This window comes from Mycobacterium sp. GA-2829, from assembly GCF_001499965.1.
Classification (GTDB): domain Bacteria; phylum Actinomycetota; class Actinomycetes; order Mycobacteriales; family Mycobacteriaceae; genus Mycobacterium.
In genome coordinates, this window is sequence record NZ_LQIT01000089.1 from 132,036 (window position 1) to 156,028 (window position 23,993).

Annotated in this window: 27 protein-coding genes; 18 read left to right on the top strand and 9 right to left on the bottom strand. The window is 69.8% G+C overall.

The window, feature by feature from the left end; all coding sequences use genetic code 11:
- Window positions 1-65: 65 nt before the first annotated feature.
- The 5 genes from hflX to AU194_RS30435 are packed head-to-tail and all read right to left on the bottom strand — an operon-like array spanning window position 66 to window position 4,910.
- Window positions 66-1,481 (bottom strand): GTPase HflX, encoded by a 1,416-nt coding sequence (gene hflX / locus AU194_RS30415; RefSeq protein WP_157576605.1) that lies wholly within the window; start codon window positions 1,479-1,481, stop codon window positions 66-68.
- Window positions 1,482-1,526: 45 nt separating this feature from the next.
- A complete protein-coding gene (gene dapF / locus AU194_RS30420; protein ID WP_059092965.1) occupies window positions 1,527-2,408 on the bottom strand; it encodes a diaminopimelate epimerase in 882 nt (293 codons plus the stop codon).
- Window positions 2,409-2,412: 4 nt separating this feature from the next.
- Window positions 2,413-3,330: a tRNA (adenosine(37)-N6)-dimethylallyltransferase MiaA gene (gene miaA, locus AU194_RS30425; RefSeq protein WP_059092966.1), complete on the bottom strand. Its 918-nt coding sequence runs from the start codon at window positions 3,328-3,330 to the stop codon at window positions 2,413-2,415.
- A complete protein-coding gene (locus tag AU194_RS30430; RefSeq protein WP_059092967.1) occupies window positions 3,327-4,013 on the bottom strand; it encodes a hypothetical protein in 687 nt (228 codons plus the stop codon). Before AU194_RS30430 ends, miaA begins: the two co-directional genes overlap by 4 nt.
- Before the next feature lie 9 nt (window positions 4,014-4,022).
- Entirely contained in the window at window positions 4,023-4,910 is an 888-nt protein-coding gene (locus AU194_RS30435; protein WP_059092968.1) for a DMT family transporter, read from the bottom strand.
- A gap of 194 nt (window positions 4,911-5,104) precedes the next feature.
- Here AU194_RS30435 and AU194_RS30440 point away from each other — a divergent pair, with 194 nt between their 5' ends.
- Both AU194_RS30440 and AU194_RS30445 read left to right on the top strand, forming a co-directional pair.
- Window positions 5,105-6,466, top strand: coding sequence for a DUF349 domain-containing protein (locus AU194_RS30440; protein ID WP_059092969.1), 1,362 nt, complete (start codon window positions 5,105-5,107; stop codon window positions 6,464-6,466).
- 27 nt (window positions 6,467-6,493) lie between these two features.
- Window positions 6,494-7,645 (top strand): macrolide family glycosyltransferase, encoded by a 1,152-nt coding sequence (locus AU194_RS30445; protein ID WP_197417783.1) that lies wholly within the window; start codon window positions 6,494-6,496, stop codon window positions 7,643-7,645.
- Here AU194_RS30445 and AU194_RS30450 read toward each other — a convergent pair.
- Window positions 7,642-8,247: a hypothetical protein gene (locus tag AU194_RS30450; protein ID WP_059092971.1), complete on the bottom strand. Its 606-nt coding sequence runs from the start codon at window positions 8,245-8,247 to the stop codon at window positions 7,642-7,644. The two genes, AU194_RS30445 and AU194_RS30450, sit on opposite strands and share 4 nt — an antisense overlap.
- Complete coding sequence (gene miaB / locus AU194_RS30455) at window positions 8,244-9,776, bottom strand: tRNA (N6-isopentenyl adenosine(37)-C2)-methylthiotransferase MiaB (protein WP_059092972.1); 1,533 nt, start codon at window positions 9,774-9,776, stop codon at window positions 8,244-8,246. Before miaB ends, AU194_RS30450 begins: the two co-directional genes overlap by 4 nt.
- A 101-nt stretch (window positions 9,777-9,877) precedes the next feature.
- Here miaB and AU194_RS30460 point away from each other — a divergent pair, with 101 nt between their 5' ends.
- From AU194_RS30460 to AU194_RS30485, 6 genes are read left to right on the top strand one after another with little or no spacing between them, the layout of a single operon-like run.
- Complete coding sequence (locus AU194_RS30460) at window positions 9,878-10,606, top strand: amino acid ABC transporter ATP-binding protein (protein ID WP_059092973.1); 729 nt, start codon at window positions 9,878-9,880, stop codon at window positions 10,604-10,606.
- 25 nt (window positions 10,607-10,631) lie between these two features.
- The gene (locus tag AU194_RS30465; protein ID WP_059092974.1) at window positions 10,632-11,462 is read left to right on the top strand and encodes a glutamate ABC transporter substrate-binding protein; all 831 of its coding nucleotides are present in this window, start codon (window positions 10,632-10,634) and stop codon (window positions 11,460-11,462) included.
- Between the two features lie 21 nt (window positions 11,463-11,483).
- Window positions 11,484-12,164: an amino acid ABC transporter permease gene (locus AU194_RS30470; protein WP_059092975.1), complete on the top strand. Its 681-nt coding sequence runs from the start codon at window positions 11,484-11,486 to the stop codon at window positions 12,162-12,164.
- Window positions 12,165-12,192: 28 nt separating this feature from the next.
- On the top strand, window positions 12,193-13,071 hold the full coding sequence (locus AU194_RS30475) for an amino acid ABC transporter permease (protein ID WP_059092976.1): 879 nt from the start codon (window positions 12,193-12,195) through the stop codon (window positions 13,069-13,071).
- 39 nt (window positions 13,072-13,110) lie between these two features.
- A complete protein-coding gene (locus AU194_RS30480; RefSeq protein ID WP_059092977.1) occupies window positions 13,111-13,518 on the top strand; it encodes a DUF1622 domain-containing protein in 408 nt (135 codons plus the stop codon).
- Window positions 13,515-13,787 carry a hypothetical protein gene (locus AU194_RS30485; protein WP_059092978.1) on the top strand — a complete coding sequence of 91 codons (273 nt, stop codon included), beginning with the start codon at window positions 13,515-13,517 and terminating at the stop codon, window positions 13,785-13,787. Before AU194_RS30480 ends, AU194_RS30485 begins: the two co-directional genes overlap by 4 nt.
- Here AU194_RS30485 and recX read toward each other — a convergent pair.
- Together recX and recA are read right to left on the bottom strand one after the other, a co-directional pair.
- Window positions 13,744-14,280 carry a recombination regulator RecX gene (gene recX, locus AU194_RS30490; RefSeq protein ID WP_059092979.1) on the bottom strand — a complete coding sequence of 179 codons (537 nt, stop codon included), beginning with the start codon at window positions 14,278-14,280 and terminating at the stop codon, window positions 13,744-13,746. The genes AU194_RS30485 and recX overlap by 44 nt on opposite strands.
- The gene (gene recA, locus AU194_RS30495) at window positions 14,252-15,292 is read right to left on the bottom strand and encodes a recombinase RecA (RefSeq protein ID WP_059092980.1); all 1,041 of its coding nucleotides are present in this window, start codon (window positions 15,290-15,292) and stop codon (window positions 14,252-14,254) included. The genes recX and recA overlap by 29 nt, the downstream gene beginning before the upstream one ends.
- Window positions 15,293-15,534: 242 nt before the next feature.
- Here recA and AU194_RS30500 point away from each other — a divergent pair, with 242 nt between their 5' ends.
- The 10 genes from AU194_RS30500 to AU194_RS30545 all read left to right on the top strand — a co-directional run bounded on the left by AU194_RS30500 (window position 15,535) and on the right by AU194_RS30545 (window position 23,990).
- A complete protein-coding gene (locus AU194_RS30500) occupies window positions 15,535-15,864 on the top strand; it encodes a hydrogenase maturation nickel metallochaperone HypA (RefSeq protein WP_059092981.1) in 330 nt (109 codons plus the stop codon).
- A gap of 2 nt (window positions 15,865-15,866) precedes the next feature.
- Window positions 15,867-16,670, top strand: a complete 804-nt coding sequence (hypB, locus tag AU194_RS30505) for a hydrogenase nickel incorporation protein HypB (RefSeq protein ID WP_059092982.1) — start codon at window positions 15,867-15,869, stop codon at window positions 16,668-16,670.
- An 87-nt stretch (window positions 16,671-16,757) separates the two neighbouring features.
- On the top strand, window positions 16,758-17,813 hold the full coding sequence (locus AU194_RS30510; RefSeq protein ID WP_059092983.1) for a hydrogenase expression protein HypE: 1,056 nt from the start codon (window positions 16,758-16,760) through the stop codon (window positions 17,811-17,813).
- 70 nt (window positions 17,814-17,883) lie between these two features.
- Window positions 17,884-19,680 (top strand): nickel-dependent hydrogenase large subunit, encoded by a 1,797-nt coding sequence (locus AU194_RS30515; protein ID WP_059092984.1) that lies wholly within the window; start codon window positions 17,884-17,886, stop codon window positions 19,678-19,680.
- 3 nt (window positions 19,681-19,683) lie between these two features.
- Entirely contained in the window at window positions 19,684-20,547 is an 864-nt protein-coding gene (locus AU194_RS30520; RefSeq protein WP_059092985.1) for a NifU family protein, read from the top strand.
- Window positions 20,547-21,179 carry a DUF5947 family protein gene (locus AU194_RS30525; protein WP_059092986.1) on the top strand — a complete coding sequence of 211 codons (633 nt, stop codon included), beginning with the start codon at window positions 20,547-20,549 and terminating at the stop codon, window positions 21,177-21,179. The genes AU194_RS30520 and AU194_RS30525 overlap by 1 nt, the downstream gene beginning before the upstream one ends.
- Window positions 21,176-21,820, top strand: a complete 645-nt coding sequence (locus AU194_RS30530) for a DUF6084 family protein (RefSeq protein ID WP_059092987.1) — start codon at window positions 21,176-21,178, stop codon at window positions 21,818-21,820. Before AU194_RS30525 ends, AU194_RS30530 begins: the two co-directional genes overlap by 4 nt.
- The gene (locus tag AU194_RS30535; protein ID WP_059092988.1) at window positions 21,817-23,148 is read left to right on the top strand and encodes a hypothetical protein; all 1,332 of its coding nucleotides are present in this window, start codon (window positions 21,817-21,819) and stop codon (window positions 23,146-23,148) included. The genes AU194_RS30530 and AU194_RS30535 overlap by 4 nt, the downstream gene beginning before the upstream one ends.
- Before the next feature lie 110 nt (window positions 23,149-23,258).
- Window positions 23,259-23,732 (top strand): hydrogenase maturation protease, encoded by a 474-nt coding sequence (locus AU194_RS30540; protein WP_059092989.1) that lies wholly within the window; start codon window positions 23,259-23,261, stop codon window positions 23,730-23,732.
- 3 nt (window positions 23,733-23,735) lie between these two features.
- On the top strand, window positions 23,736-23,990 hold the full coding sequence (locus AU194_RS30545) for a HypC/HybG/HupF family hydrogenase formation chaperone (protein WP_059092990.1): 255 nt from the start codon (window positions 23,736-23,738) through the stop codon (window positions 23,988-23,990).
- The last annotated feature ends 3 nt before the right edge of the window (window positions 23,991-23,993 follow it).

Consider the following 23,993-nt stretch of genomic DNA (forward strand, 5'->3'; position numbering starts at 1 on the left):
CGATGGGTAAGCGTTCCACGACGAGCCGTCGTCAGGGACGTCGGCGTTGAGAACAGTCTAGCGCATCAAAATGTCGCGAACTCACGCAGTCCCGCCGCCAGGGCCGCGGGCACCCGCGCCTTGATCCGGGTGCCGTGCGCGGTGTGCTCGGTCGCGTCGATGCGGCCCTCGCTGTGCACGCGGGCCACCAGATCCCCACGGTCGTAGGGAACGGTGATGTCGACGGTCAGATCGGTGGACTCCACCATCTCCGACATCCGGGCCGAAAGCCGTTCCAGCCCTTCGCCTGTGCGGGCGGAGACGAACACCGCGTCGGGCAGCGCGCCGCGCAGGTGCGCCAGCGACAACCCGTCGGCCGCGTCGATCTTGTTGACCACCAACAACTCCGGAACCGGCTTGGCGTTCTGCTCGGCGACCACCTCGTTGATGACCTCACGCACCGCGCTGATCTGTGCCAGCGGGTTGACGTCCGAACCGTCGACGACGTGCACCAGCAGGTCGGCGTCGGCGACCTCCTCGAGGGTGGAGCGGAACGCCTCGACCAGCTGGGTCGGCAGGTGGCGGACGAAGCCGACGGTGTCGGTCAACACGAACGGCCTGCCGTCGACGAATTCGCCTCGCCGCGTTGTGGGTTCGAGGGTGGCGAACAGCGCATTCTCGACCAGCACACCCGCGCCGGTGAGCGCGTTGAGCAGGCTGGACTTCCCGGCGTTGGTGTAGCCGACGATCGCGACGGACGGCACCTCGGTGCGACGGCGGCCGCTGCGCTGGGTGTCGCGGATCTTCTTCATGTCCTTGATCTCGCGGCGCAGCTTGCTCATCCGCTCACGGATGCGGCGGCGGTCGGTCTCGATCTTCGTCTCACCGGGTCCACGGGTGCCCACACCGCCACCGGCGCCACCGGCGCGGCCACCGGCCTGCCGGGACATGGATTCACCCCAGCCGCGCAGCCGCGGCAGCATGTACTCCATCTGGGCCAGCGACACCTGGGCCTTGCCTTCGCGGCTGGTGGCGTGCTGGGCGAAGATGTCGAGGATCAGCGCGGTCCGGTCGATCACCTTGACCTTGACGATCTTCTCCAGCGCGGTGAGCTGGGCGGGGCTGAGTTCACCGTCGCAGATGACGGTGTCGGCGCCGGTCGCGAGCACGATCTCGCGCAGTTCGTTGGCCTTGCCGGAGCCGATGTAGGTCGACGCGTCGGGTTTGTCGCGACGCTGGACGACGCCTTCGAGGACCTCGGAGCCCGCGGTCTCGGCGAGGGCGGCGAGTTCGGCGAGGCTGGCTTCGGCGTCGGCCGCGCTGCCGTCGGTCCACACCCCGACCAGCACCACGCGCTCGAGGCGCAGCTGGCGGTACTCGACCTCGGAGATGTCGGTGAGTTCGGTGGACAGCCCGGCGACGCGGCGCAGGGCCGAACGGTCCTCGAGGGCCAGTTCACCGGCGCTCGGGGCGTTGTGGGAGGGGAATTCGGGAAATGTCATGAGCGAATCAAGGTTCGCACGGAGATCACTTTTCATGCACCTCGATTAACGCTGATGGGACACCCACCATTCCTCGGCGAGCTCTCCGGTGGCGACCAATTCCGACGGACCCCGCAGGAAACTGGTGGTCTCGGTGACCGTGACGGTGACCACACCGCCGGGGATGCGCACGTCGAGGGTCCCGACGGCCGCACCCGTGCGGCCCAGCGCCGCGACGGCCGCCGCCACCGTTCCCGTCCCGCACGACCGCGTTTCTCCGACACCCCGTTCGTGTACCCGCATCGCGACCGCCCCATCGCGCGGTGCGGTGAGGACTTCGACGTTGACGCCATCGGGGAACTGCGTGGTGTTGAACTCCACCGGGGCCGCCACGTCGAGGGCGGCGAGGTCGGCCTCGGTCAGCGTGTCGTCGACGCAGGCCAGGTGCGGGTTTCCGACGTCGACGCCGAGTCCGCTGAACCGGCGGCCGCCGACCACCGCCGATCCGGCACCGAGGAGGTTGACCTTGCCCATGTCGACGGTGACCTCGGAGCGGTGGCGGTGCGCCGGGTCGAAGCCGTGCACGACGACGGGCCGCGGTCCGGCCAGTGAGCCGACCACGAACTCGTCGCGCGTTTCGAGGCCCGCCGCCCGCAGGTAGTGCGCGAAGACGCGGACCCCGTTGCCGCACATCTGGGCGATCGAGCCGTCGGCGTTGCGGTAGTCCATGTACCAGTCGTCCGCCGCGACGCCTTCGGGCAGCCGGTCGAACACCCCGGCGGCCCCGGCCGCGCCGGCGGTGGTGACCCGCAGGACGCCGTCGGCGCCGAGCCCGTCGCGGCGGTCGCACAGCGCGGCGACCACCGAGGGGGTCAGCGTCAGCCGGGCGTCGAGGTCGGGCAGCACGACGAAGTCGTTCTGCGTCCCGTGACCCTTGGCGAACTGCACCAGGTCAGGATACGGCCCGCCATACCCGCAACGCGTGGTCCACGTTGTCGGGCGCCGCGCCGTCCAGCCAGCACACGCGGTGGTCGCGGCGGAACCAGGAGCGCTGGCGGCGCACGTAGCGGCGGGTGCCGATGAAGGTGGGTTCGCGCGCCGCGGACCCGTCACCGCCGGCGTCCAGGTCGGCCAGCACCTGGGCGTACCCGAGCGCCCGCGACGCCGTCACCCCTTCGCGCAGGCCCCGTCCGATCAGCCCGGTCACCTCGTCGACCAGGCCCTCGTCGAACATGGTGTCGGTGCGGGTCGCCAGCCGTTCGTCGAGAACGCTTGTCTCCCAATCCAACCCGACGATCACGGTGTCCCAGCGCGGGGTGCCGATGGTGGGCGCGGACGCGGCGAACGGCGCCCCGGTGAGCTCGACGACCTCGAGGGCGCGCACGATCCGGCGGCCGTCGGTGGGCAGGATCGACGCCGCCGCGTCCGGGTCGACCGCCGCGAGCTCACGGTGCAGCGCCGCCACCCCGATCTCGGCGAGCCGCTGCTCCCATCTGGCCCGCACCGCGGGATCGGTGGCGGGGAACGCCCAATCGTCGAGCAGGGCCTGCACGTACATCATCGACCCGCCGACGATGATCGGCAGCGCTCCACGGGCGGCGATGGCCTCGACGTCGCGGGCGGCGTCGGCCTGGTAGCGCGCGACCGATGCGGTGTCGGTGACCTCGAGCACGTCGAGTTGGTGGTGTGGAATGCCGTAGCGCTGCGCGACGGGCAGTTTCGCGGTGCCGATGTCCATCCCCCGGTAGAGCTGCATGGCGTCGGCGTTGACGATCTCCACGCCGGTCGCGCCGCCGATCCGCTCGGCCACCTGCAGCGCCAGCGCGGATTTCCCCGTCCCGGTCGGCCCGATGATCGCCAGCGGTCTCATGGCGTCCAACGGCCGGCGAAGTACCCGACGCCGTAGGGGGCGTCCCGGTAGAGCTGCCGCGCATCCGCCGGCCGGGGTTCGGTGAGCCCGGCCAGCACCTGGTAGGCGACGCGGCCGACCACCGAGTTCGGCAGCCGGGTCAGCGCCGCGGCGTCGCCCGTGGCCAGCGCGTCGTCCAGCGTCGCCTGGACGGGCACGGATGCGGGGTCGTGCCCGCCGGGCGCGGACGGGGTGAGGGTGTGGCAGCCGTCGGCGACCACCAGCACACCGATCGGGTCGGCGGCGTCCTCGATCAGCGCGCGCAGGTCGCGGCCGCGGGCCACCGCGGCGTCGGCGTCGTGGCCGGCGGCGAAGACCCGCACCTCGGCCGCGGCGTGGGCGGCGAACGCGCCGCGCACCCAGCCGGCGATCAGCGCGCACAGCGGCATCGGTTCGGGCGCAGCGGAAGCGTCCGCGGACAGCGTCACCGGCACGTCGGCGCCGTAGCCTGCGAACGTGCCGGTCCGGGGTGGGGTCAGCACCTCGTCGTTGGCGCCGACGCCGATCGCGATCCAGCGGTCGGGCAGCGGCTCGACCGCGGCCGCCACCGCGGCGCGCAGATCGGTGAGCTCACCGGCCGCACCGCCGGCCAGTTCGGGCACGATCACCGGCGCAGACGGGACGAGGGCGATCGCGGTCAGCACGTGACCAAACTAGTGGTCGAGCGCGGCATCGGTGTCGGCCGCCACGGTGCCCGCCGCCTCCCCGCGCGCCAACGCCGCCGTGGCGACGACCATCACCGCGGCCGCGACGATCAGCGTCAGCCATCCGGCGTCTCCCGGTCGCATGGTCTCCCCCAGCACCACCACCCCGAGCACCGAACCGACCACCGGTTCGGCCACGGTCATGGTGGGCAGCGACGCGGTGAGCGCCCCCGACCGGAACGACGCCTGCTGCCACGCCGTCCCGGCGACGGCGACCACACCCAGGACGTACAGCTCGGGCATCTGCAACAGCGCCACCAGACCGTCGTCGAGCCGGTCGACCACACCTTTGAGCAGCACCGCGAACACCCCCCACAGGGCTCCGGAGACCAGTGCGAGCAGCACCGCACCGGCGGTCTTCGACACCACCCGGGCGGCGACGACGCAGACCACCAGGGCGGGTACCAGTACCGCGGCCACCGCCGCCCAGGTCTCCCACGACGCGCGCGCCTGACCCGCGGTCGGATTGCCGACCGTCACGATCACCGCGACCGCGCCGGCCAGCAGCGCCGCCCACAGCCACTCCCACCGCGTGACGCGCCGCCCGGTCAGCCGCGCGTTGATCGGCAGCGCGAACAGCAGCGACGTCACCAGCAGCGCCTGCACCAGCAGGACCGAGCCGAGGCCGAGGGCGGCGGCCTGCAGACCGAACCCCGCGGCGGCCACGGTGCTGCCGAGCCACCACTGCCGATCGCGCAGCAACCGCAGGAACAGCTCGAGGTGGCCGACCGACTCATCGGTGACCTCGTGCGCGGTGCGCTGGTGGATGACGTCGCCGATCGCGATGAAGAAGGCGGCGCCCAACGCGAGCAGCGCGGCGATATCCGCCTTGGCCATGGCATCTCCTCGTCGTCGTCACGGGCGCGAATCCGGCCCGGGCGGTGTACCGGGGTGCCCAAGGTGTGCGCACACCCCGGGCCGACCTGTTTCAATGGTTCCCAGACAGCTCAGAGATTCATATCAACAGGTGAAAGGCGCCGCGTTGCGCGGCAGTGCGCGGTCCACCGCGCGGAGGGTGCGAGGTACGAGAGATGACGACCAGCGAGCCGGGTGCCACGTCCGAGGCGACCCCCGAGGTGACACCACGTCCGGTGCCGGGGCCGGGGCCCCGACCGGGACCGCCGAGGCCGGTCCCCCGGCCGGGCCGCCCCGTACCCGCCGCGGCGGTGGCCGCGCCACCGACCAGCGATCCGCACCGGTTCGGCCGGGTCGACCCCGACGGCACGGTGTGGTTGATCACCGGCGCGGGCGAACGCGTCATCGGCTCCTGGCAGGCCGGTGAGCCCGAGGCGGCGTACGCGCATTTCGGGCGCCGTTTCGACGATCTGCAGACCGAGGTCGTGCTGCTCGAACAGCGGCTGGTCACCCACGCCGGGGACGCCCGCAAGATCAAGTCCGCCGCCGCCGCGCTGGCCGAGAGCCTGCCCGAGGCGCACGTGCTCGGTGACGTCGACTCGCTGGCGGCGCGGCTGACCGCGATCCTCGAACACGCCGACGAAGAAGCCCAGGCCGAACGCGCCCGCCGCGACGAACTGCGCGCCGCGCAGCTGGCGCGCAAGGAGACGCTGGCCGCCGAGGCCGAGGACATCGCCGCCAACGCCACGCAGTGGAAGGCCGCAGGCGACCGGCTGCGCGAGATTCTCGACGAGTGGCGCACGATCACCGGGCTGGACCGCAAGACCGACGATGCGCTGTGGAAGCGCTACTCGGCGGCGCGGGAGACGTTCAACCGGCGGCGCGGATCGCACTTCGCCGAACTGGACCGCGGCCGGGCGGGCGCCCGGCAGGCCAAGGAGGCGCTGTGCGAACGCGCCGAGGAGTTGTCGGGTTCGCGGGAGTGGGGCGCGACCAGCGCCGCGTTCCGGGACCTGCTGGCCGAGTGGAAGGCCGCGGGCCGGGCCGCCAAGGACGTCGACGACGCCCTGTGGCAGCGGTTCAAGGCCGCCCAGGACACGTTCTTCTCCGCCCGTAACGCCGCGACCGCCGAACGCGACGCGGAGTTCAAGGCCAACGCCGTGGCCAAGGAGGCACTGCTGGCGCAGGCCGAGCAGATCGACACCTCGAACCCTGATGCGGCGCGCTCAGCGTTCCGCGCGATCGGCGACAAGTGGGATGCGATCGGCAAGGTGCCGCGAGAGCGGGCCGCCGAGTTCGAACGACGGCTGCGGGCGGTCGAGAAGAAGGTCCGTGACGCCGCGACGTCGAACTGGACCGACCCCGAGGCCCAGGCCCGCGCCGATCAGTTCCGGGTGCGCGCCGAGCAATACGAGCGTCAGGCGGAGAAGGCCGAGGCCGCGGGCCGCGCCAAGGACGCCGAACAGGCCCGCGCGAACGCCGCCCAGTGGCGACAGTGGGCCGACGCGGCGGCCGAAGCGGTGAGCAAGCGGCGCTAGGCGCGGGCGATCCACGTCGCGGTCTGCGTGCCGGTCGGTACCGGGCACGTCAATCCGACGCTCGGGGTGGCCGAGGAACTGGTCCGCCGCGGGCACCGTGTCACGTACGCGGCGACGGCGGCCCACGCCGCGCGGATCGCGGACGTGGGTGCGGGTCTGGTCCCCTACCGCACCACCCTGTCCGGCCGCCCGGGTCCGCCGCCGCAGTTCACCGCACGCGATTTCCACCGCGCCGCCGAGGCCGCGCTCGTGGAGTCCGAAGACGTTGCGCCGCAGGTGCTCTCGGGCTTTCGCGGCGACGAGCCCGACGTCGTCGTCCACGATGCGACCATGGCGTGGTGGGGACGGCTGGTGGCCGCCCGCTGGGGCGTGCCCGCGGTCGCGTGCTGGCCCAACTTCGTCGGTAATCGGCACTGGTCGCTGAACCGCTACGTCAAGGCCAACCCGCTGCGCCCGGCGATGGTGCGGGCGCTGTGGCGGGTGCACCGGTCGGCCCGGCGCCACGGCCTCACCGGGCTCGACCTGCTGCAGTCCTCGGGCGCCGCCGCGCAGCTGGTCCTCCTGCCGCGCGAGTTCCAGTACGCCGGGGAGACGTTCGGACCGCCGTACACGTTCATCGGACCCTGCCTGACCGACCGCCCGTCCGACGGCGATTGGCGCCCGCCACCGGGACGCGAGGTCGTGCTGGTCTCGCTGGGCACCGCCTACCACGACCGGCCCGACTTCTTCCGCGCCTGCCTGACCGCATTCGCCGGCACGCCGTGGCACGTCGTGCTGGCCGTCGGTGACCGGGTGGACCGGGCGACGCTGGGTCCGGTGCCGCCGAACGTGGAGGTGCACTCCACGGTGCCGCAACTGCGCGTACTGCGGTCTGCAGCGGCCTTCGTCAGCCATGCCGGGATGGGCAGCACCATGGAGGCGCTGGCGCTGGGCGTGCCCATCGTGGCGGTTCCGCAGATGACCGAACAGCAGGCCAACGCCGACCGCATCGCCGAACTCGGGCTGGGGATGCGGCTCACGCCCGCAGAGGCCGGCGCCGAACGGTTGCGCGCGGCGGTGCAGGAGGTCGCCACCGACGAGCGCATCCGGGTGGCGTTGCGCGACATGCGCGACCACATCGCGGCCGCGGGCGGCGCGACCGCCGCCGCCGATGTCGTCGAGCGGGTGCTCGGGGACTAACGGGTCGTGTCGTCGCCGTCTGGCTCGTCGCCGCGGTCGTCGCCGAAGTCGAGCAGCCCCTTGCCCTGGTTCTCCCTGGCCTGGCGGCGGCGCTCCTCCTCGGCGGCCAGCTGAACGGCGGTGCGCGTCCACACCACGCGCGCCCAGTGGAAGGTCAGCACGATCACCGCGAGCCAGCCGATGACCAGCCCGATGCCCGGACCGGGGTAGGGCTCCGCGACGGTCTGACGCGACCAGACCGCGAGCATCCCGAGCACGCTGGCGACGGCGGATCCGGCCAGTGCCACCCAGGCCACCGCCCAGCGCCGGGTCAGCAGCGCGATGATCGAGAACCCGACGGAGAACACGATGGCCAGGGCGGTGAACACCCGCGACGGCAGCGACACGCCTTCGTCGGAGGCGACGTCGGTGCCCGCCAGCACGTCGAAACCGCGGGCGGCGCCGGTGTGCGGCAGCACGAACGACAGCAGCACCACGAACACCAGGATCGCGACGACGAGTGCCCGGGTACCCGGGTCGAACTCGCCGGCCACCCGCTTCTCGACGTCGTCGATGTCGTCGCGGTAGGAGTCGAATCCGTTCGAGTTGTCGGATCCGGTCACAGTGCGCAACCGCTCGTGACCGGGGCGGGCGGCGGTGCGCCGACACCCGGCATGCCCAGCCCGACGCCGGTCCGCGGACGCACGCCCGCGGCGTGGGCGTCGCCGGCGCGGGTGCGCCGGTGCGAGAGCAGGACGCCGTCGGCGATCAGATGGTGCGGCGCGGCCCCGGTCACGGTGGTGGTGACGATGTCGCCGGGCCGCAGATCGGTGCCGCCGGGAGCGAAGTGCACGAGCCGCCCGTCGCGGGCGCGTCCGCTCATCCGTGCGGTGGCGGCGTCCTTACGCCCCTCCCCCGTGGCGACCAGCAACTCGACCGTGCGGCCGACCTGCGCCAGGTTCTCGTCGAGCGAGATCTTCTCCTGCAGGTCGATGAGCCGTTGATAACGTTCGCTCACAACGCTTTTCGGCAGCTGATCGGGCATGTCGGCCGCGGGGGTGCCGGGCCGCTTGGAGTACTGGAACGTGAACGCACTGGAGAAGCGCGACGCCGCGACCACGTCGAGGGTGGCCTGGAAATCCTCTTCGGTCTCGCCGGGGAAACCGACGATGAGGTCGGTGGTGATCGCCGCGTCCGGGATCGCCGCACGCACGCGGTCGATGATGCCGAGGAACTTCTCGGCGCGGTAGGAGCGGCGCATGGCCCGCAGGATCCGGTCGGAGCCCGATTGCAGCGGCATGTGCAGCGCCGGGCAGACGTTCGGCGTCTCGGCCATCGCCTCGATCACGTCGTCGGTGAACTCGGCCGGATGCGGTGAGGTGAACCGCACCCGCTCGAGGCCGTCGATCTTCCCGCAGGCGCGCAGCAGTTCGGCGAAAGCGCCGCGGTCGCGGGGCAGTGTTGGGTCGGCGAACGACACCCCGTAGGCGTTGACGTTCTGGCCCAGCAGCGTCACCTCGAGCACGCCCTGGTCGACCAGGGTCTGGATCTCGGCCAGCACGTCACCGGGACGGCGGTCGACCTCCTTGCCGCGCAGCGACGGCACGATGCAGAACGTGCAGGTGTTGTTGCAGCCCACCGAGATCGACACCCGCCCGGCGTAGGCGGATTCGCGCGCGGCGGGCAGCGTCGACGGGAACTCCTGCAGCGCCTCGGCGATCTCGACCTGGGCGGTGCGGTTGTGCCTGGCGCGTTCGAGCAGCGTCGGCAGCGCGCCGATGTTGTGGGTGCCGAACACCACGTCCACCCAGGGCGCGCGGCGCAGCACGGCGTCGCGGTCCTTCTGTGCGAGGCAACCGCCGACGGCGATCTGCATGTGCGGTTCGGACTGTTTGCGCGGCGCGAGGTGCGACAGGTTGCCGTAGAGCTTGTTGTCCGCGTTCTCGCGAACCGCGCAGGTGTTGAACACCACGACGTCGGCGTCGGCGGCGTCGGCGGCGCGCCGGTAACCGGCGGCCTCGAGCAGACCGGAGAGCCGCTCGGAGTCGTGCACGTTCATCTGGCAGCCGTAGGTGCGGACCTGGTAGGTGCGCGTCACCGGCGGCAGCGCGTCCGCCGCATGCTGCGTCACCGTCGAAGTCACGGGCACCATCGTACGGGGCGTCGGATTGGCCACTTCCGGGCAGAGCAGGCGTTCCGTGGGTAAGGTCTGCACCCATGGAAACGGCCGGGCACGCCAGTCGGGCAGTACCGATGATCTTGATGGAGGAGGTCAACAAGCACTTCGGCGATCTTCACGTGCTCAAGGACATCAACCTCCGGGTCGAGCGCGGTCAGGTCGTCGTGGTGATCGGTCCGTCGGGGTCGGGCAAATCCACCCTGTGCCGCACCATCAACCGCCTGGAGACCATCGATTCGGGCACCATCGCCGTCGACGGGCACGAACTGCCCGCGGAGGGACGCAAACTCGCGCAGCTGCGCTCCGATGTGGGCATGGTGTTCCAGTCGTTCAACCTGTTCGCGCACAAGACGATCCTCGAGAACGTGACACTGGCGCCGATGAAGGTGCGCGGGCTCGGCAAGGACGCCGCCCGCACCTCGGCGATGGAGCTGCTCGAGCGCGTCGGGGTGGCCAACCAGGCCGACAAGTACCCCGCCCAACTGTCGGGCGGCCAGCAGCAACGCGTCGCCATCGCCCGGTCGCTGGCGATGAACCCCAAGGTGATGCTGTTCGACGAACCGACCAGCGCCCTGGACCCCGAGATGATCAACGAGGTGCTGGCCGTGATGGCGTCACTGGCCGGTGAGGGGATGACGATGCTCGTCGTCACCCACGAGATGGGTTTCGCGCGCCGCGCGTCGGACCGTGTGGTCTTCATGGCCGACGGGGCGATCGTCGAGGACGCCGAACCCGCCCAGTTCTTCGACAACCCGCAGTCCGACCGCGCCAAAGACTTCCTCGGCAAGATCCTCCACCACTAACGCCCGGCGAAAGGAAAACCCACCCATGCCGTCCTTCTCGATGCCGTCTCGTAGGCGCGTCGCGGCAGCCATCGCGCTGGCCGTCGCAGTGCCGTTCGCCGCAACCGCGTGCGGCGGTGGTGGCGGCGGTGGTGACGAGAACACCATCGTCATCGGCACGAAGTTCGACCAGCCGGGTCTCGGTCTGCGCAACCCCGACGGGTCGATGAGCGGTTTCGACGTCGACGTCGCCACCTACGTGGCCGGCGAACTGGGCTACACCCCCGAGCAGATCGAGTGGAAGGAATCGCCGTCCGGACAGCGCGAGACGCTGATCCAGAACGGTCAGGTCGACTACATCGTCGCGACCTACTCGATCACCGACTCCCGCAAGGAGAAGGTGGATTTCGCCGGGCCGTACCTGGTGACCGGCCAGAGCCTGCTGGTGCGTTCGGACAACACCGACATCACCGGCGCCGCGTCGCTGGAGAACAACAAGCGGCTGTGCTCGGTGTCCGGGTCGACACCCGCGCAGAAGATCAAGGACGAGTACCCGGGTGTGCAGCTGCAGCAGTACGACACCTACTCGGCGTGCATCGAGGCGCTGAAGAACGGCGCGATCGACGCGGTCACCACCGACGAGGTCATCCTCGCCGGGTACGCCGCCCAGACTCCGGGTGCGTTCAAGATCGTCGGCGACACCTTCTCCGAGGAGCGCTACGGCGTCGGTCTGAAGAAGGACGACAGCGAACTGCGCGCCAAGATCAACGCCGCCATCGAGAAGATGGAGTCCAGCGGCGAGTGGAAGAAGGCCTTCGACAAGAACCTCGGCCCGGCGGGCATCACCGCGCCCACCCCGCCGAAGATCGACAGCTAAGCCGGGGGTCTGGCTCCGGCCGTGGACATCTTCACCGAGTACCGCGCGCAGATCTTCGAGGCGTTCTGGACCACCATCCAGCTCACGGTCTACTCCGCGGTCGGAGCACTCATCCTGGGCACGGTGCTGGCCGCGATGCGGTTGTCACCGGTGCCGATGCTGACCTGGCTCGGCACCGCCTATGTCAACGTCGTCCGCAACACCCCGCTCACGCTCATCATCTTGTTCTGTTCGTTCGGGGTGTCCCAGACGCTGGGGATCACGCTGGTCGATCCGCAGTCGAGCACCTCGATCGAGGACAGCAACTTCCGGTTGGCGGTGCTCGGGTTGACGGTGTACACCGCGTCGTTCGTGTGTGAGACGGTGCGCTCGGGGGTCAACACGGTGCCGCTGGGTCAGGCCGAGGCCGCCAGGTCACTCGGGCTGACGTTCGGCCAGAACCTGCGAATGATTCTGTTGCCGCAGGCCTTTCGCGCGGTGATCATTCCCCTGGGTTCGGTGCTGATCGCGCTGACCAAGAACACCACGATCGCCTCGGCGATCGGTGTGGCGGAGGCGGCGTTGCTGATGAAGGAGATGATCGAGAACACCGCGGCGCTGCTGGTGGTCGGCTCGATCTTCGCGCTCGGGTTCATCATCCTGACGCTGCCGCTGGGGCTGCTGTTCGGGTGGATGGGACGACGGATGGCGGTGGCTAGGTGATGAGCGCTTGCGCGAAGAACGGACAAGCATGAGCGGAACCGTTCTTTTCGACGCGCCGGGTCCGCGCGCCCGGCGGCGTAACGCCGTTGTCAGCGCCGCGTCGATCGTGGTGGTCGCGCTCATCGGGTGGGTGGTGTACTCACGCCTGCAGGCCAAGGGTCAGCTCACCGCCGCCAAGTGGGAGCCGTTCCTGACGTCGAATCTGTGGACGACGTACGTACTGCCCGGCGTGGAGGGCACGCTGACCGCGGCCGCGGTGTCGATCGTGCTCGCACTGATCCTGGGGTTCCTGCTCGGGGTGGGCCGGCTGTCGGTGATCACCCCGATCCGCTGGGTGTGTGCGGTGATCGTGGAGTTCTTCCGCGCGGTTCCGGTGCTGATCATGATGATCTTCGCGTACTTCCTGTACGCGCTCTACGACGTGTTCCCCTCCAAGTACCTGGCGCTGGCCGGTGTCATCACCGGGCTCACGCTCTACAACGGCGCGGTGATCGCCGAGATCGTGCGCGCCGGGGTGAACGCACTGCCACGCGGACAGGCCGAGGCCGCGTCGGCGCTCGGGCTGCGGTGGGGGCAGACCATGCGCTCGATCCTGCTGCCGCAGGCGATCACCTCGATGCTGCCGGTGCTGGTGTCGCAGCTCGTGGTCGTGCTCAAAGACACCGCGATCGGCTACCAGATCACCTTCGTGGAGATGGTGCGTCAGGGCACCGTCGTCGGATCGTCCTACGGCAACTACATCCCCGCGCTCATCGTGATCGCGCTGCTGATGATCAGCGTGAACTTCGCGTTGTCGGCGTTGGCCACCCGGCTCGAACGCCGGATGCGCCGGTCGCGGCGCGGTCCCGCACCGCTGGGCACCGAGGCCGTCGAGCAGGAGGGCGCACCCGGCGCGAAAGCCGTGTAATCGGCCCCTACCGGACCGGTGCCACGAGACACTGACCGGGTGATCGAGACCCTGTCCGCACTGGACCTGCTGCCGGAGTCGACGCTGCGCACCGTCGTCGACGTCATGGTGCGGCTGGTGGAGGCGTGCGGCGCCATCGTCATCGTGATCGGCGCATTGGTCGCGATCGTGAAGTTCGCCCTGTCGCTGGTGCGTCGCGACATCGGCGAATTCACGTCGGTGCGGCTGACATTGGGCCGGTTCCTCGCACTCGGCCTGGAGTTCCAGCTCGCCAGCGATGTGCTGCGCACCGCGATCTCACCGTCGTTCGAGGAGATCGGGAAACTCGCGGCGATCGCGGCCATCCGGACCGCGCTGAACTACTTCCTGGCCCGCGAAATCGCCGACGAGCAGCGCGCCGTCGAGGAGGCCGAGGCCCGCCGCGCGGCCCCCGGCGCCGCACCGTGACGAGCGTCGCCGCTGACCTGTCGTGGGTGATCGCGGCGGCAGGAGTCCTGCTGGGCACCGCAACGCTGTTCGTGTTCCGGCGGCCGGCACCGGCCGTGCACGTCCTGCTCGACCTGTTGCTCGCGGCCGGACTGCTCCGCCTGAGCGCCGACCTGGGATGGTCGGCGATCGCCGTGACTGCCGCCGTGGTGCTCCTGCGCCGACTCCTCAGCCGCGGCCTGGTGGCTACACGCGGCGGCGCTCCCGCTCGTTCGCCAACTCGACCGTGACCACGTCGAGCGCCATCGACTGGTTGTAGCCGCGGCGGGCCAACATCCCGGCCAGCCGTCGCTTGACCTTCAGATCGGTATCCGGCTCGTCGTCGAGCTTCTCGCGGCGCAGCCGGTCCCGGACCAGCTGTTCGGCCCGGTTCCGCTCGGCCCCGGCGTCGATATCGGCCAGCGACGAGGCGATCACCTCGTCGTCGACACCCTTGCGGCGCAGCTCGGCGGCCAACGCGCGCTTGCCTTTTCCGGCGTACCGGTGGCGTGACCGCACCCACTGCTCGGCGAAGTCCTCGTCGTCGACGAGCCCCACCTTCGCCAACCGGTCGAGCACCCGCTGCGCGACCGGTTCGGTGTAGCCGCGCTCGCCCAGCTTGCCGGCCAGCTCCGCCCGGGTGCGCGCCCGCGCGGTGAGCAGACGCAGACAGTACGCGTGCGCCTGCTCCTCGCGATCGGGCTGCTCGTCGGACTCAGAAGTCGACGGGTGCGGGGAGCGCATCGTCGGTCACCACGGCGCCGATGTTGAGCTTCTCTTTGATCTTCTTCTCGATCTCGTTGGCCACATCGGCGTTCTCCAGCAGAAACTTCCGGGCGTTCTCCTTACCCTGGCCCAACTGCTCCCCCTCGTAGGTGAACCAGGACCCGGACTTGCGGATGAAGCCGTGCTCCACGCCCATGTCGATCAGCGAGCCTTCCTTGCTGATGCCCTTGCCGTAGAGGATGTCGAACTCGGCCTGCTTGAACGGCGGCGACACCTTGTTCTTGACGATCTTGACCCGGGTGCGGTTGCCCACCGCATCGGTGCCGTCCTTGAGCGTCTCGATACGGCGCACGTCCATGCGAACCGAGGCGTAGAACTTCAGCGCCTTACCACCGGTGGTGGTCTCGGGCGAACCGAACATCACACCGATCTTCTCGCGCAGCTGGTTGATGAAGATCGCGGTGGTGCCCGAGTTGTTCAGCGCGCCGGTGATCTTGCGCAGCGCCTGGCTCATCAGGCGGGCCTGCAGACCGACGTGGCTGTCGCCCATCTCGCCCTCGATCTCGGCACGCGGCACCAGGGCGGCGACGGAGTCGATGACCAGGATGTCCAGCGCACCGGAACGGATCAGCATGTCGGCGATCTCGAGGGCCTGCTCACCGGTGTCGGGCTGGGAGACCAGCAGCGAATCGGTGTCCACCCCGAGTTTCTTGGCGTAGTCGGGATCGAGCGCGTGCTCGGCGTCGATGAACGCCGCGATACCGCCCGCGGCCTGCGCGTTGGCCACCGCGTGCAGCGCCACGGTGGTCTTACCGGAGGATTCCGGACCGTAGATCTCGATGACGCGGCCGCGCGGCAGGCCGCCGATGCCCAGCGCCACGTCCAGTGCGATGGAGCCGGTCGGGATGACCGAGATCGGCGCGCGGACCTCGTCGCCGAGCCGCATCACCGAACCTTTGCCGTGACTCTTCTCGATCTGCGCGAGCGCCAGCTCGAGGGCCTTCTCGCGATCGGGGGCCTGCGGTGCCATGTCTGTCTCCGTCCTCGTGGTGTTCGGTTGATCGGTGCCGATCAGTTGGCCATGACGGTAGAGGCACCCACCGACAAGTCCCGACAAGTCGGCTTGACCAGCACCTGAGCCGTCGAACACCACCCACCATAGACGAACATCTGTTCGACTCAAGTCAACACGCCGACGATCTTCGCAAACGAGTGGCCCGTGACGACCGCCGGAGGCCTATCGTGAGGACATCCCCCACCGGGACGGCACCGATGCACGAGATGGCGATCACCCAGAGTGTTGTCGACGCGGTCTGCGACCACGCCGCCGGGCGGCGTGTCCACAGTGTGCGGGTGGAGGTCGGCGCGCTGTGCGCCATCGTGCCCGACGCCATGCGGTTCTGCTTCGACCTGGTCACCGAGGGCACCGTCGCCGACGGCGCCCGCCTCGAACTCGACGTGCTGCCCGCACACGCGCGCTGCCGGACCTGTGCCGTCGACTTCGAACTACCCGATCCGATCCTGTTGTGCCCCTGCGGAAGTGCCGATGTCGAACTACTCGACGGCCGCAGCATGCGCATCCTGTCGATGGAAGTGAGCTGACCATGTGTGCCACCTGCGGCTGCGGCGCCGACGGCGCCGCCATCACCCTGGCCGGCGCCCCACACGAGCACCCCCACCCCCACGAGCACGACCACGAGCACGTCCACGGGCACGTCCACCTCGAGACCGTCACCCTCGAACAGAAGGTCCTGCACAAGAACGACGTCATCGCCGAGCGCAACCGGCAGCGCCTGGCCGACCTCGGCGTCCTCGCGCTCAACCTGACCAGCTCCCCCGGCGCGGGTAAGACCACCCTGCTCGAACGCACGATCCGCGACCTGAGCCCGCACCGCGCGGTCAGCGTCATCGAAGGCGACCAGGAGACGCGCTATGACGCCGAACGCATCCGGGCCGCAGGCGCCCGCGCGGTCCAGGTCAACACCGGCGCCGGCTGCCATCTCGATGCGGACATGGTGCGGCGCGCGCTCGACACCCTCGGCCCCGACCCCGGCTCGCTGCTGTTCATCGAGAACGTCGGGAACCTGGTCTGTCCCGCGCTGTTCGACCTCGGCGAGCGCAGCAAAGTCGTGGTCATCTCCGTCACCGAGGGCGCCGACAAACCGCGCAAGTATCCCCACATGTTTGCTGCCGCAACGCTTGTGGTGCTCAACAAGATCGACCTGCTGCCCTACGTCGACTTCGACGTCGAGGACTTCGCCGCCCATACCCGCGCGGTCAATCCCGCGGCCGAGATCGTGGCTGTGTCGGCGACCCGCGGTGACGGGATGGACACGTGGTACGCGTGGATCGACCGGTTCGCCGCTTCCTCTGCGCGATCCGTTGACAAGGCGTTGCCACCGGAGTAGACCCAGAATTTAGCGCCACGCAAGTGGGCCGAGGGTCGACTCCGGTGGTGCAGGGGTCGTCAGCCCCGACCCCGGAAAGCTGTGGCAATGCCCACTGAGGCAGCAGTCAAAGCGGAAGAGGCACTGATCCACGTGTTGTGGATCAACGCCGGATTGAGTTGTGACGGCGATTCTGTGGCGCTGACTGCCGCCACCCAACCGAGCATCGAGGAGATCGCGCTCGGCGCGCTCCCCGGCCTGCCGAAGATCGCCGTCCACTGGCCCCTGATCGACTTCGAATGCGGACCGAACGGGGGCGCCGACGACTTCCTCGAATGGTTCTTCAAGGCCGACAGGGGCCAACTGGAACCCTTCGTGCTGGTCGTGGAGGGTTCGATCCCGAACGAGGCGATCAAGGACGAGGGGTACTGGTGCGGCTTCGGCAACGACCCGGCCACCGGACAGCCGATGACCACCAGTGAATGGCTCGATCGACTGGCGCCCAAGGCCACCGCGATCGTCGCGGCCGGCACCTGCGCCACCTACGGCGGCATCCACGCGATGGCGGGCAACCCCACCGGAGCCATGGGCGTCCCCGACTATCTCGGCTGGGACTGGAAGAGCAAGGCCGGCATCCCCATCGTGTGCGTGCCCGGGTGTCCCATCCATCCGGACAACATGGCGGAGACGCTGACGTATCTGCTCTACATGGCGACCGATCAGGCGCCGATGATCCCGCTGGACGACGCGCTGCGCCCGCAGTGGCTGTTCGGCCAGTCGGTGCACGAGGGGTGCGACCGCGCCGGATACTACGAGCAGGGCGATTTCGCGACCGAGTACGGGTCACCGAAATGCATCGTGAAACTGGGCTGTTGGGGTCCGGTGGTGAAGTGCAACGTGCCCAAGCGCGGGTGGATCAACGGCATCGGCGGCTGCCCGAACGTCGGCGGCATCTGCATCGGCTGCACCATGCCCGGTTTCCCGGACAAGTTCATGCCGTTCATGGACGAACCACCGGGCGGCAAGGTGTCCACCACCGCATCCACCCTCTACGGCTCGGTCATCCGCAGTCTGCGACACGTCACCGGGCGCACGGTCGACAAAGAACCCAAGTGGCGCCACACCGGCACCAAACTCGAGACGGGCGCCGCACGCACCTGGTAGGTGCACCGCCCCCGCCCGCCCGCATGCGTGAAACACGCACGGGCGCAGCACCGTACGAGAGAAGTATCCGATGACCACCATCATCCCCAAGCCGTCGCACGTCTCCTCAGAACCCGGTCAGTTGGTGGAGATGGCGTGGGATCCCATCACCCGCATCGTCGGCAGCCTCGGCATCTACACCAAGGTCGACTTCGACAACCGCGAGGTCGTCGAATGCCACAGCACCTCGTCGATCTTCCGTGGCTACTCGATCTTCATGAAGGGCAAGGACCCCCGCGACGCCCACTTCATCACCAGCCGCATCTGCGGTATCTGCGGTGACAACCACGCCACCTGCTCCTGCTACACGCAGAACATGGCCTACGGGGTGCGACCACCGCACCTGGCGGAATGGCTGGTCAACCTCGGTGAAGCCGCGGAATACATGTTCGACCACAACATCTTCCAGGAGAATCTGGTCGGGGTGGACTACTGCGAGAAGATGGTCGCCGAGACCAATCCGTCGGTACTGGCGAAGGCCGAGAACACCCAGGCGCCGCACGCCGACATGCACGGACACCGCACGATCGCCGACATCATGCGCGCGCTCAACCCGTTCACCGGCGAGTTCTACCGCGAGGCGCTTCAGGTCAGCCGCTGGACGCGAGAGATGTTCTGCCTCATGGAGGGCCGCCACGTCCACCCGTCGACGCTGTACCCCGGCGGTATCGGGGTGAGCGCCACCGTGCAGTTGATGACCGACTACATGACCCGGTTGATGCGCTACGTCGAGTTCATGAAGAAGGTCGTGCCGATGCACGACGACCTGTTCGACTTCTTCTACGAGGCGCTACCCGGCTACGACCAGGTCGGGTTGCGGCGCACGCTGCTCGGCTGCTGGGGCTCCTTCCAGGATCCCGAACACTGCAACTTCTCCTACCGCGACATGGAGGACTGGGGGCGCAAGATGTTCGTGACCCCGGGCGTGGTGGTGGACGGCAAGCTCGTCACCACCTCACTGGTGGACATCAACCTCGGTATCCGGATCCTGTTGGGGCACAGTTACTACGACGACTGGACCGACCAGGAGATGTTCGTCAACACCGATCCGCTGGGTAATCCGGTCGACCGGCGCCACCCCTGGAACCAGCACACCAACCCCAAACCGCAGAAACGCGACTTCGACGAGAACTACAGCTGGGTGATGTCACCGCGGTGGTTCGACGGTCAGGACCACCTGGCGCTCGACACCGGCGGCGGGCCGCTGGCACGGCTGTGGTCCACGGCGCTGGCCGAACTCGTCGACATCGGCTACGTGAAGTCGACCGGGCACAGCGTCCAGATCAACCTGCCCAAGACCGCGTTGAAGGGTCCGGTCGAATTCGAGTGGAAGATCCCGCGACACGGCAGCAACACCCTCGAACGAAATCGCGCCAGAACCTACTTCCAGGCCTACGCGGCGGCGTGCGCGCTGCACTTCGCGGAGAAGGCGCTCACCGAGATCCGTGCGGGCCGCACGAAGACGTGGGAGCCCTTCGAGGTGCCCGACGAGGGCATCGGCTGCGGGTTCACCGAGGCGGTGCGCGGGGTGCTCAGCCACCACATGGTGATCCGCGACGGCAAGATCGCCAACTACCACCCGTATCCGCCGACACCGTGGAACGCCAATCCCCGTGACAGCTACGGCACCCCGGGCCCGTACGAGGACGCCGTCCAGGGTCAGCCGATCTTCGAGGAGAACGACCGGGAGCACTTCAAGGGCATCGACATCATGCGCACCGTGCGCAGTTTCGACCCGTGCCTGCCCTGCGGGGTGCACATGTACCTCGGCGGCGGGAAATCGTTGGAGCTGTTGCACTCCCCCACCCAGTCCGTCACCGGGGAGTAGGGCATGGGCGCGTCACCGGACCGCGAGGACGCGCAGTGGGCGACTGCCGGCGAGCGCATCCAGACGCTGCTGGACGCCAGTTCGGTCGGCGGCGGCGCCGCCCGTGAGCGTGCCGAACGACTCGTCGGCGAGGTCACCGATCTCTACGGTGCGGCGCTGGCCCGGCTGCTGAGGTTGGCGCTGGACGCCCAGCCGTCACTCGCCGAGGCCGTCGCCGCGGACCGGTTGATCGCCAGCCTGCTGCTGGTGCACGGTCTGCATCCGCACAGCGTCGAACGGCGGATCGGCGACGCGCTGGACACCGTGCGCCCCTACCTCGGGTCACACGGCGGCGACGTGCACCTGCTCGAGGTCGACGGCGCGACGGTGCGGCTCCGGTTCTCCGGGAACTGCCGTGGTTGCCCGTCGTCGGCGAAGACGCTCGAACTGGCCGTGGAGGATGCGGTCCGGGCGGCGGCCCCGGAGATCGACATGATCGAAGTCGTTGCCGCCGCGCCTGATTCGACGCTGATCCCGGCCGAATCGCTGTTCACCCGGGTGCGCGGCCCGGTCCGGTGGGTGTCGGTGCCCCCGCTCGACGAGTTGGCGCCCGGGGAGATCGGCGGCTTCGCGGTGGCGGGCACCGTGGTGCTGGCCTGTCGGCTCGGGGATGTGGTCTATGCCTACCGCGACCGGTGCCCGACGTGCACACGCTCGCTCGCAGGGGCCCGGCTCGACGGCGGGACGCTGGGCTGTCCGCGCTGCGGTGCGGAGTTCGACGTGGTCGCGGCCGGCACGGGTGTCGGGGTCTCCCAACATCTCGACCCCGTGCCGGTCCTCCAGCGCGCAGGCGTGTGGTCCATGGCGATCGCCGAGGAGGTGGCCTGATGACGCTGCCCGCCCACGACGTGCTGGCGCGCATCCGCGCCGCCAGATCGGCGCCACCGCCGGCGGGCGAACGCTGCGAGATGTGCGCCGAACCGATCGCCGCCGACCACGGGCACGTGGTCGGCGTCGAGGACCGCAGGCTGATGTGCGTGTGCCGTGGGTGCTATCTGCTGTTCACCGACGCCCATGCGGCGTTGCGCTACCGTGCGGTGCCGCAACGGTATTCCACGTTCACCGACCTGGCGATCGACCGGCGCCGGTGGGAGGCGCTGCAGATCCCCGTCGGGCTCGCGTTCTTCTTCCACAACTCGGCGCTGCAGCGCACGGTCGCGTTCTACCCCGGGCCTGCGGGCGCGACGGAGTCCGAACTCGACCTCGCGGCCTGGCAGGACGTGCGTACCGCGGACCCGCGCGTCGACCTGCCCGCCCCGGACACCGAGGCGCTCCTGGTGCGCATGCCCACCGACGAGCGCGGCGCGACCGGCTACCTGCTGCCGATCGACGCCTGTTACGAACTCGTGGGCCGGATGCGCATGCTGTGGCGGGGTTTCGACGGCGGCGCGGAGGTGCGCGAGTACCTGGCCGGGTTCTTCGCCTCGGTCGAGGCCCGCAGCGCAGGCGTGACGCGATGACCGGCGATTTGACGTTCCGGGTGCGCGATGTGGTGGCCGAACAGTATTCGGTCACTCCGGTCCTCACCGCGCGTATCGAGATCGGCGGTGCGGGCGACGATCCCGTCCACGCGCTCGCGGTCCGCGCGCAGGTGCGCATCGACCCGCTGCGCCGCACCTACACCGACGCCGAAGCCGATGCCCTGCGCGATCTGTTCGGCCCGCGTGAGCGGTGGTCGGCCACCCAGCACACGTTCCTGTGGCAGCACGCCGCGACGGTCGTGCCCGGGTTCACCGCAACCACGACCGTCGACCTGCCGCTGGAGTGCACCTACGACGTGGAGGTGGCGTCGGCGAAGTACCTGCACGCTCTGCGCGACGGCACGATCCCGACCCAGTTCCTGTTCAGCGGCACCGTGTTCCGCGCGGGTGCGCGGGGTCTGGCGGTCACCCAGATCCCCTGGGACCGCGAGGACCGGTACGACCTGCCCGTCGCGGTGTGGCGGGAGATGATCGCGCTGCACTATCCCGGCACCGGGTGGCTGCGGGTGCGGCACGAGACCGTCGACGCCCTGTGCGCGTACCGGTCGGCGCACGGTTGGCTGTCCTGCGACGAAGCGCTCACGGCGCTGCTGGCCGGAGCCGAACAGGGGGTGCCATGACCGCCGCATGGGATCGGGCCCGCGCCGTCGCCGACGCGGTGCTCTACGAGGGGTACCTGCTCTACCCGTACCGGGCCACTTCGGCGAAGAACCAGGCGCGCTGGCAGTTCGGCGTGCTGAGCCCGCCCGGCGCGGCGGAGGCGGGTGTCGGGGAGGACGACACGATGTCGGCGCAACTGCTCGTCGAGCCGGCCGGCCGGGCGACGCTGTCGGTGGTGGTGCGGTTCCTGCAGTTACAGCACCGCTGCGTCGAGAAGCTCTCGGCGCGAGGCGGATTCGCCCCGGTCGACGAGCTGGTCACGACCGGCGGGTGCTGGGTGACGTGGGATGAGGCCGTCGCCGTCGAGGTCCCGGTGGACACCGTCCCGCTGGAGACCGTGACGCTGCACGCGCCGCTGGATGTCGGGTCCGGGTGCGCGGTCGAACCGGTCGGTGGCGGGCGGCTGGTGCGCACCCGGTGTGCGCTGCGCGCTGAGCTGATCGTCCACACCGAGCCCGACGGGGCGTTCATCCGGGTGACCGTGACGGTCCGCAACACCGGCCCGACCGCGGCCGACAAGGTCGATGCGACCGCCCGTTCACTGATCGGTACGCACGTACTCGCCGAGGTCCGCGACGGCGCATTCGTCTCGCTGCTCGACCCGCCTGCGGCCGCGGCGGGCGCCGCCGCCCGGTGCACCCACCACCGGTGCTTCCCGGTGCTGGCCGGACCGCCGGGCGCCCGGGATCTGATGCTGGTGTCGCCGATCATCCTCTATGACCATCCCGAGATCGCCGAACAGAGCGACGGCCCGCTCTACGATTCGACCGAGATCGACGAGATCCTCACCCTGCGTGTGATGACCATGACCGACGAGGAGAAGGCGCAGGCCCGCGCCACCGATCCGCGTGCCGCGGCGATCATCGACCGGTGCGACGGGATGTCGCCGGAGGCCATGCTCACCCTGCACGGGGTGCTGCGCGACCCGCACGCCGCCGATCCCCCGCTGATCCCGGAGGTCCCCGAGGGCGTCGACTGGTGGGATCCGGTGGCCGACACCGCCGTCGCACCCGACCACGATGCCGTGCTGGTCGACGGGATCCGGGTGAGCCGAGGGAGCCGGGTGCGGCTACACCCGTCGCGGCGCGCCGACGCCCAGGACCTGTTCTACGCGGGCCGGGTCGCGCGCGTCGCGTCGGTGCACGAGACCGTCGACGGTGACGCGCAGATCGGTGTCGTCCTGGAGGACGATCCCGCCGCGGACGTGCACGACGCGTACGGGCGCTACCTGTACTTCGCACCCGACGAGGTGGAACCGCTCAACGAAGGGAGCCCGTCATGGAGGTAGTCGGCTGGATCGCCGTGGTCCTCGCGGCGATGGTCGCGGTGTTCGCGGTCCTGCTGGGGGTGCGGTCGATACCGGATGCCCGGCGCTACATGAAGATACGCCGGATGTGAGTGGGTGACCCCACGTCCCGCACCCTGATCGCCGGCATCGGCAACATCTTCCTCGGCGACGACGGATTCGGTCCCGAGGTGATCCGCCACGTCGCACCCGTGGTCGTCGACCCGCGGATCCGGGTGGTCGACTACGGGATCCGCGGTATGCACCTGGCCTACGATCTGCTCGACGGGTGGGATCTGCTGGTGCTGGTCGACGCCGTCCCCAACCGCGGCGCCCCGGGCACCCTGCACGTCTTCGAGGCGGACACCGGAACCGTCGGCGGCACAACTGGTGTCGACGCCCACGCGATGGATCCGGGCGCGGTGTTCGCGAGCCTGGCCACTCTCGGCGGCCGCCCGCCCCGCACGCTGGTGATCGGATGCGAGGTGGCCGATGTGACCGAGGGCATCGGGCTGAGCGACCCGGTCGCCGCCGCGGTGCCCGATGCGGTGTGGGCGGTCGCGACGGTCGTGGCGGAGACCGGGTGAGCCATGTGCCTCGGGATCCCCGGCCGGGTGGTGCGGATGGTCGACGGTTACGGCGATCAGCTCGCGCTGGTCGACGTCGCCGGTGAGCATCGCCGGGTCAACGTCGGCATGTTGCCCGACGAGACGTTCCGCCCCGGCGACTGGGTGATCATCCACATGGGGTTCGTGGTCGAGAAGACCGATGCGGCCGGCGCCGCCGCCGCGATGGCGGGTCTGGAACTCATGGGGCGCGGAGCGGTGACGGAGGACGGGCCGTGACGC

Coding starts and splice junctions, on each gene's coding strand:
- hypB (WP_059092982.1), top strand. CDS start 15,867: ATGTGTGCCACCTGCGGCTGCGGCGCCGACGGCGCCGCCATCACCCTG.
- AU194_RS30520 (WP_059092985.1), top strand. CDS start 19,684: ATGGGCGCGTCACCGGACCGCGAGGACGCGCAGTGGGCGACTGCCGGC.
- miaB (WP_059092972.1), bottom strand. CDS start 9,776: ATGGTGCCCGTGACTTCGACGGTGACGCAGCATGCGGCGGACGCGCTG.
- hflX (WP_157576605.1), bottom strand. CDS start 1,481: ATGACATTTCCCGAATTCCCCTCCCACAACGCCCCGAGCGCCGGTGAA.
- AU194_RS30515 (WP_059092984.1), top strand. CDS start 17,884: ATGACCACCATCATCCCCAAGCCGTCGCACGTCTCCTCAGAACCCGGT.
- AU194_RS30475 (WP_059092976.1), top strand. CDS start 12,193: ATGAGCGGAACCGTTCTTTTCGACGCGCCGGGTCCGCGCGCCCGGCGG.
- AU194_RS30435 (WP_059092968.1), bottom strand. CDS start 4,910: ATGGCCAAGGCGGATATCGCCGCGCTGCTCGCGTTGGGCGCCGCCTTC.
- recA (WP_059092980.1), bottom strand. CDS start 15,292: ATGGCACCGCAGGCCCCCGATCGCGAGAAGGCCCTCGAGCTGGCGCTC.
- AU194_RS30545 (WP_059092990.1), top strand. CDS start 23,736: ATGTGCCTCGGGATCCCCGGCCGGGTGGTGCGGATGGTCGACGGTTAC.
- AU194_RS30510 (WP_059092983.1), top strand. CDS start 16,758: ATGCCCACTGAGGCAGCAGTCAAAGCGGAAGAGGCACTGATCCACGTG.
- AU194_RS30535 (WP_059092988.1), top strand. CDS start 21,817: ATGACCGCCGCATGGGATCGGGCCCGCGCCGTCGCCGACGCGGTGCTC.
- miaA (WP_059092966.1), bottom strand. CDS start 3,330: ATGAGACCGCTGGCGATCATCGGGCCGACCGGGACGGGGAAATCCGCG.
- AU194_RS30460 (WP_059092973.1), top strand. CDS start 9,878: ATGATCTTGATGGAGGAGGTCAACAAGCACTTCGGCGATCTTCACGTG.
- AU194_RS30440 (WP_059092969.1), top strand. CDS start 5,105: ATGACGACCAGCGAGCCGGGTGCCACGTCCGAGGCGACCCCCGAGGTG.
- AU194_RS30465 (WP_059092974.1), top strand. CDS start 10,632: ATGCCGTCCTTCTCGATGCCGTCTCGTAGGCGCGTCGCGGCAGCCATC.
- AU194_RS30500 (WP_059092981.1), top strand. CDS start 15,535: ATGCACGAGATGGCGATCACCCAGAGTGTTGTCGACGCGGTCTGCGAC.
- AU194_RS30525 (WP_059092986.1), top strand. CDS start 20,547: ATGACGCTGCCCGCCCACGACGTGCTGGCGCGCATCCGCGCCGCCAGA.
- recX (WP_059092979.1), bottom strand. CDS start 14,280: ATGCGCTCCCCGCACCCGTCGACTTCTGAGTCCGACGAGCAGCCCGAT.
- AU194_RS30530 (WP_059092987.1), top strand. CDS start 21,176: ATGACCGGCGATTTGACGTTCCGGGTGCGCGATGTGGTGGCCGAACAG.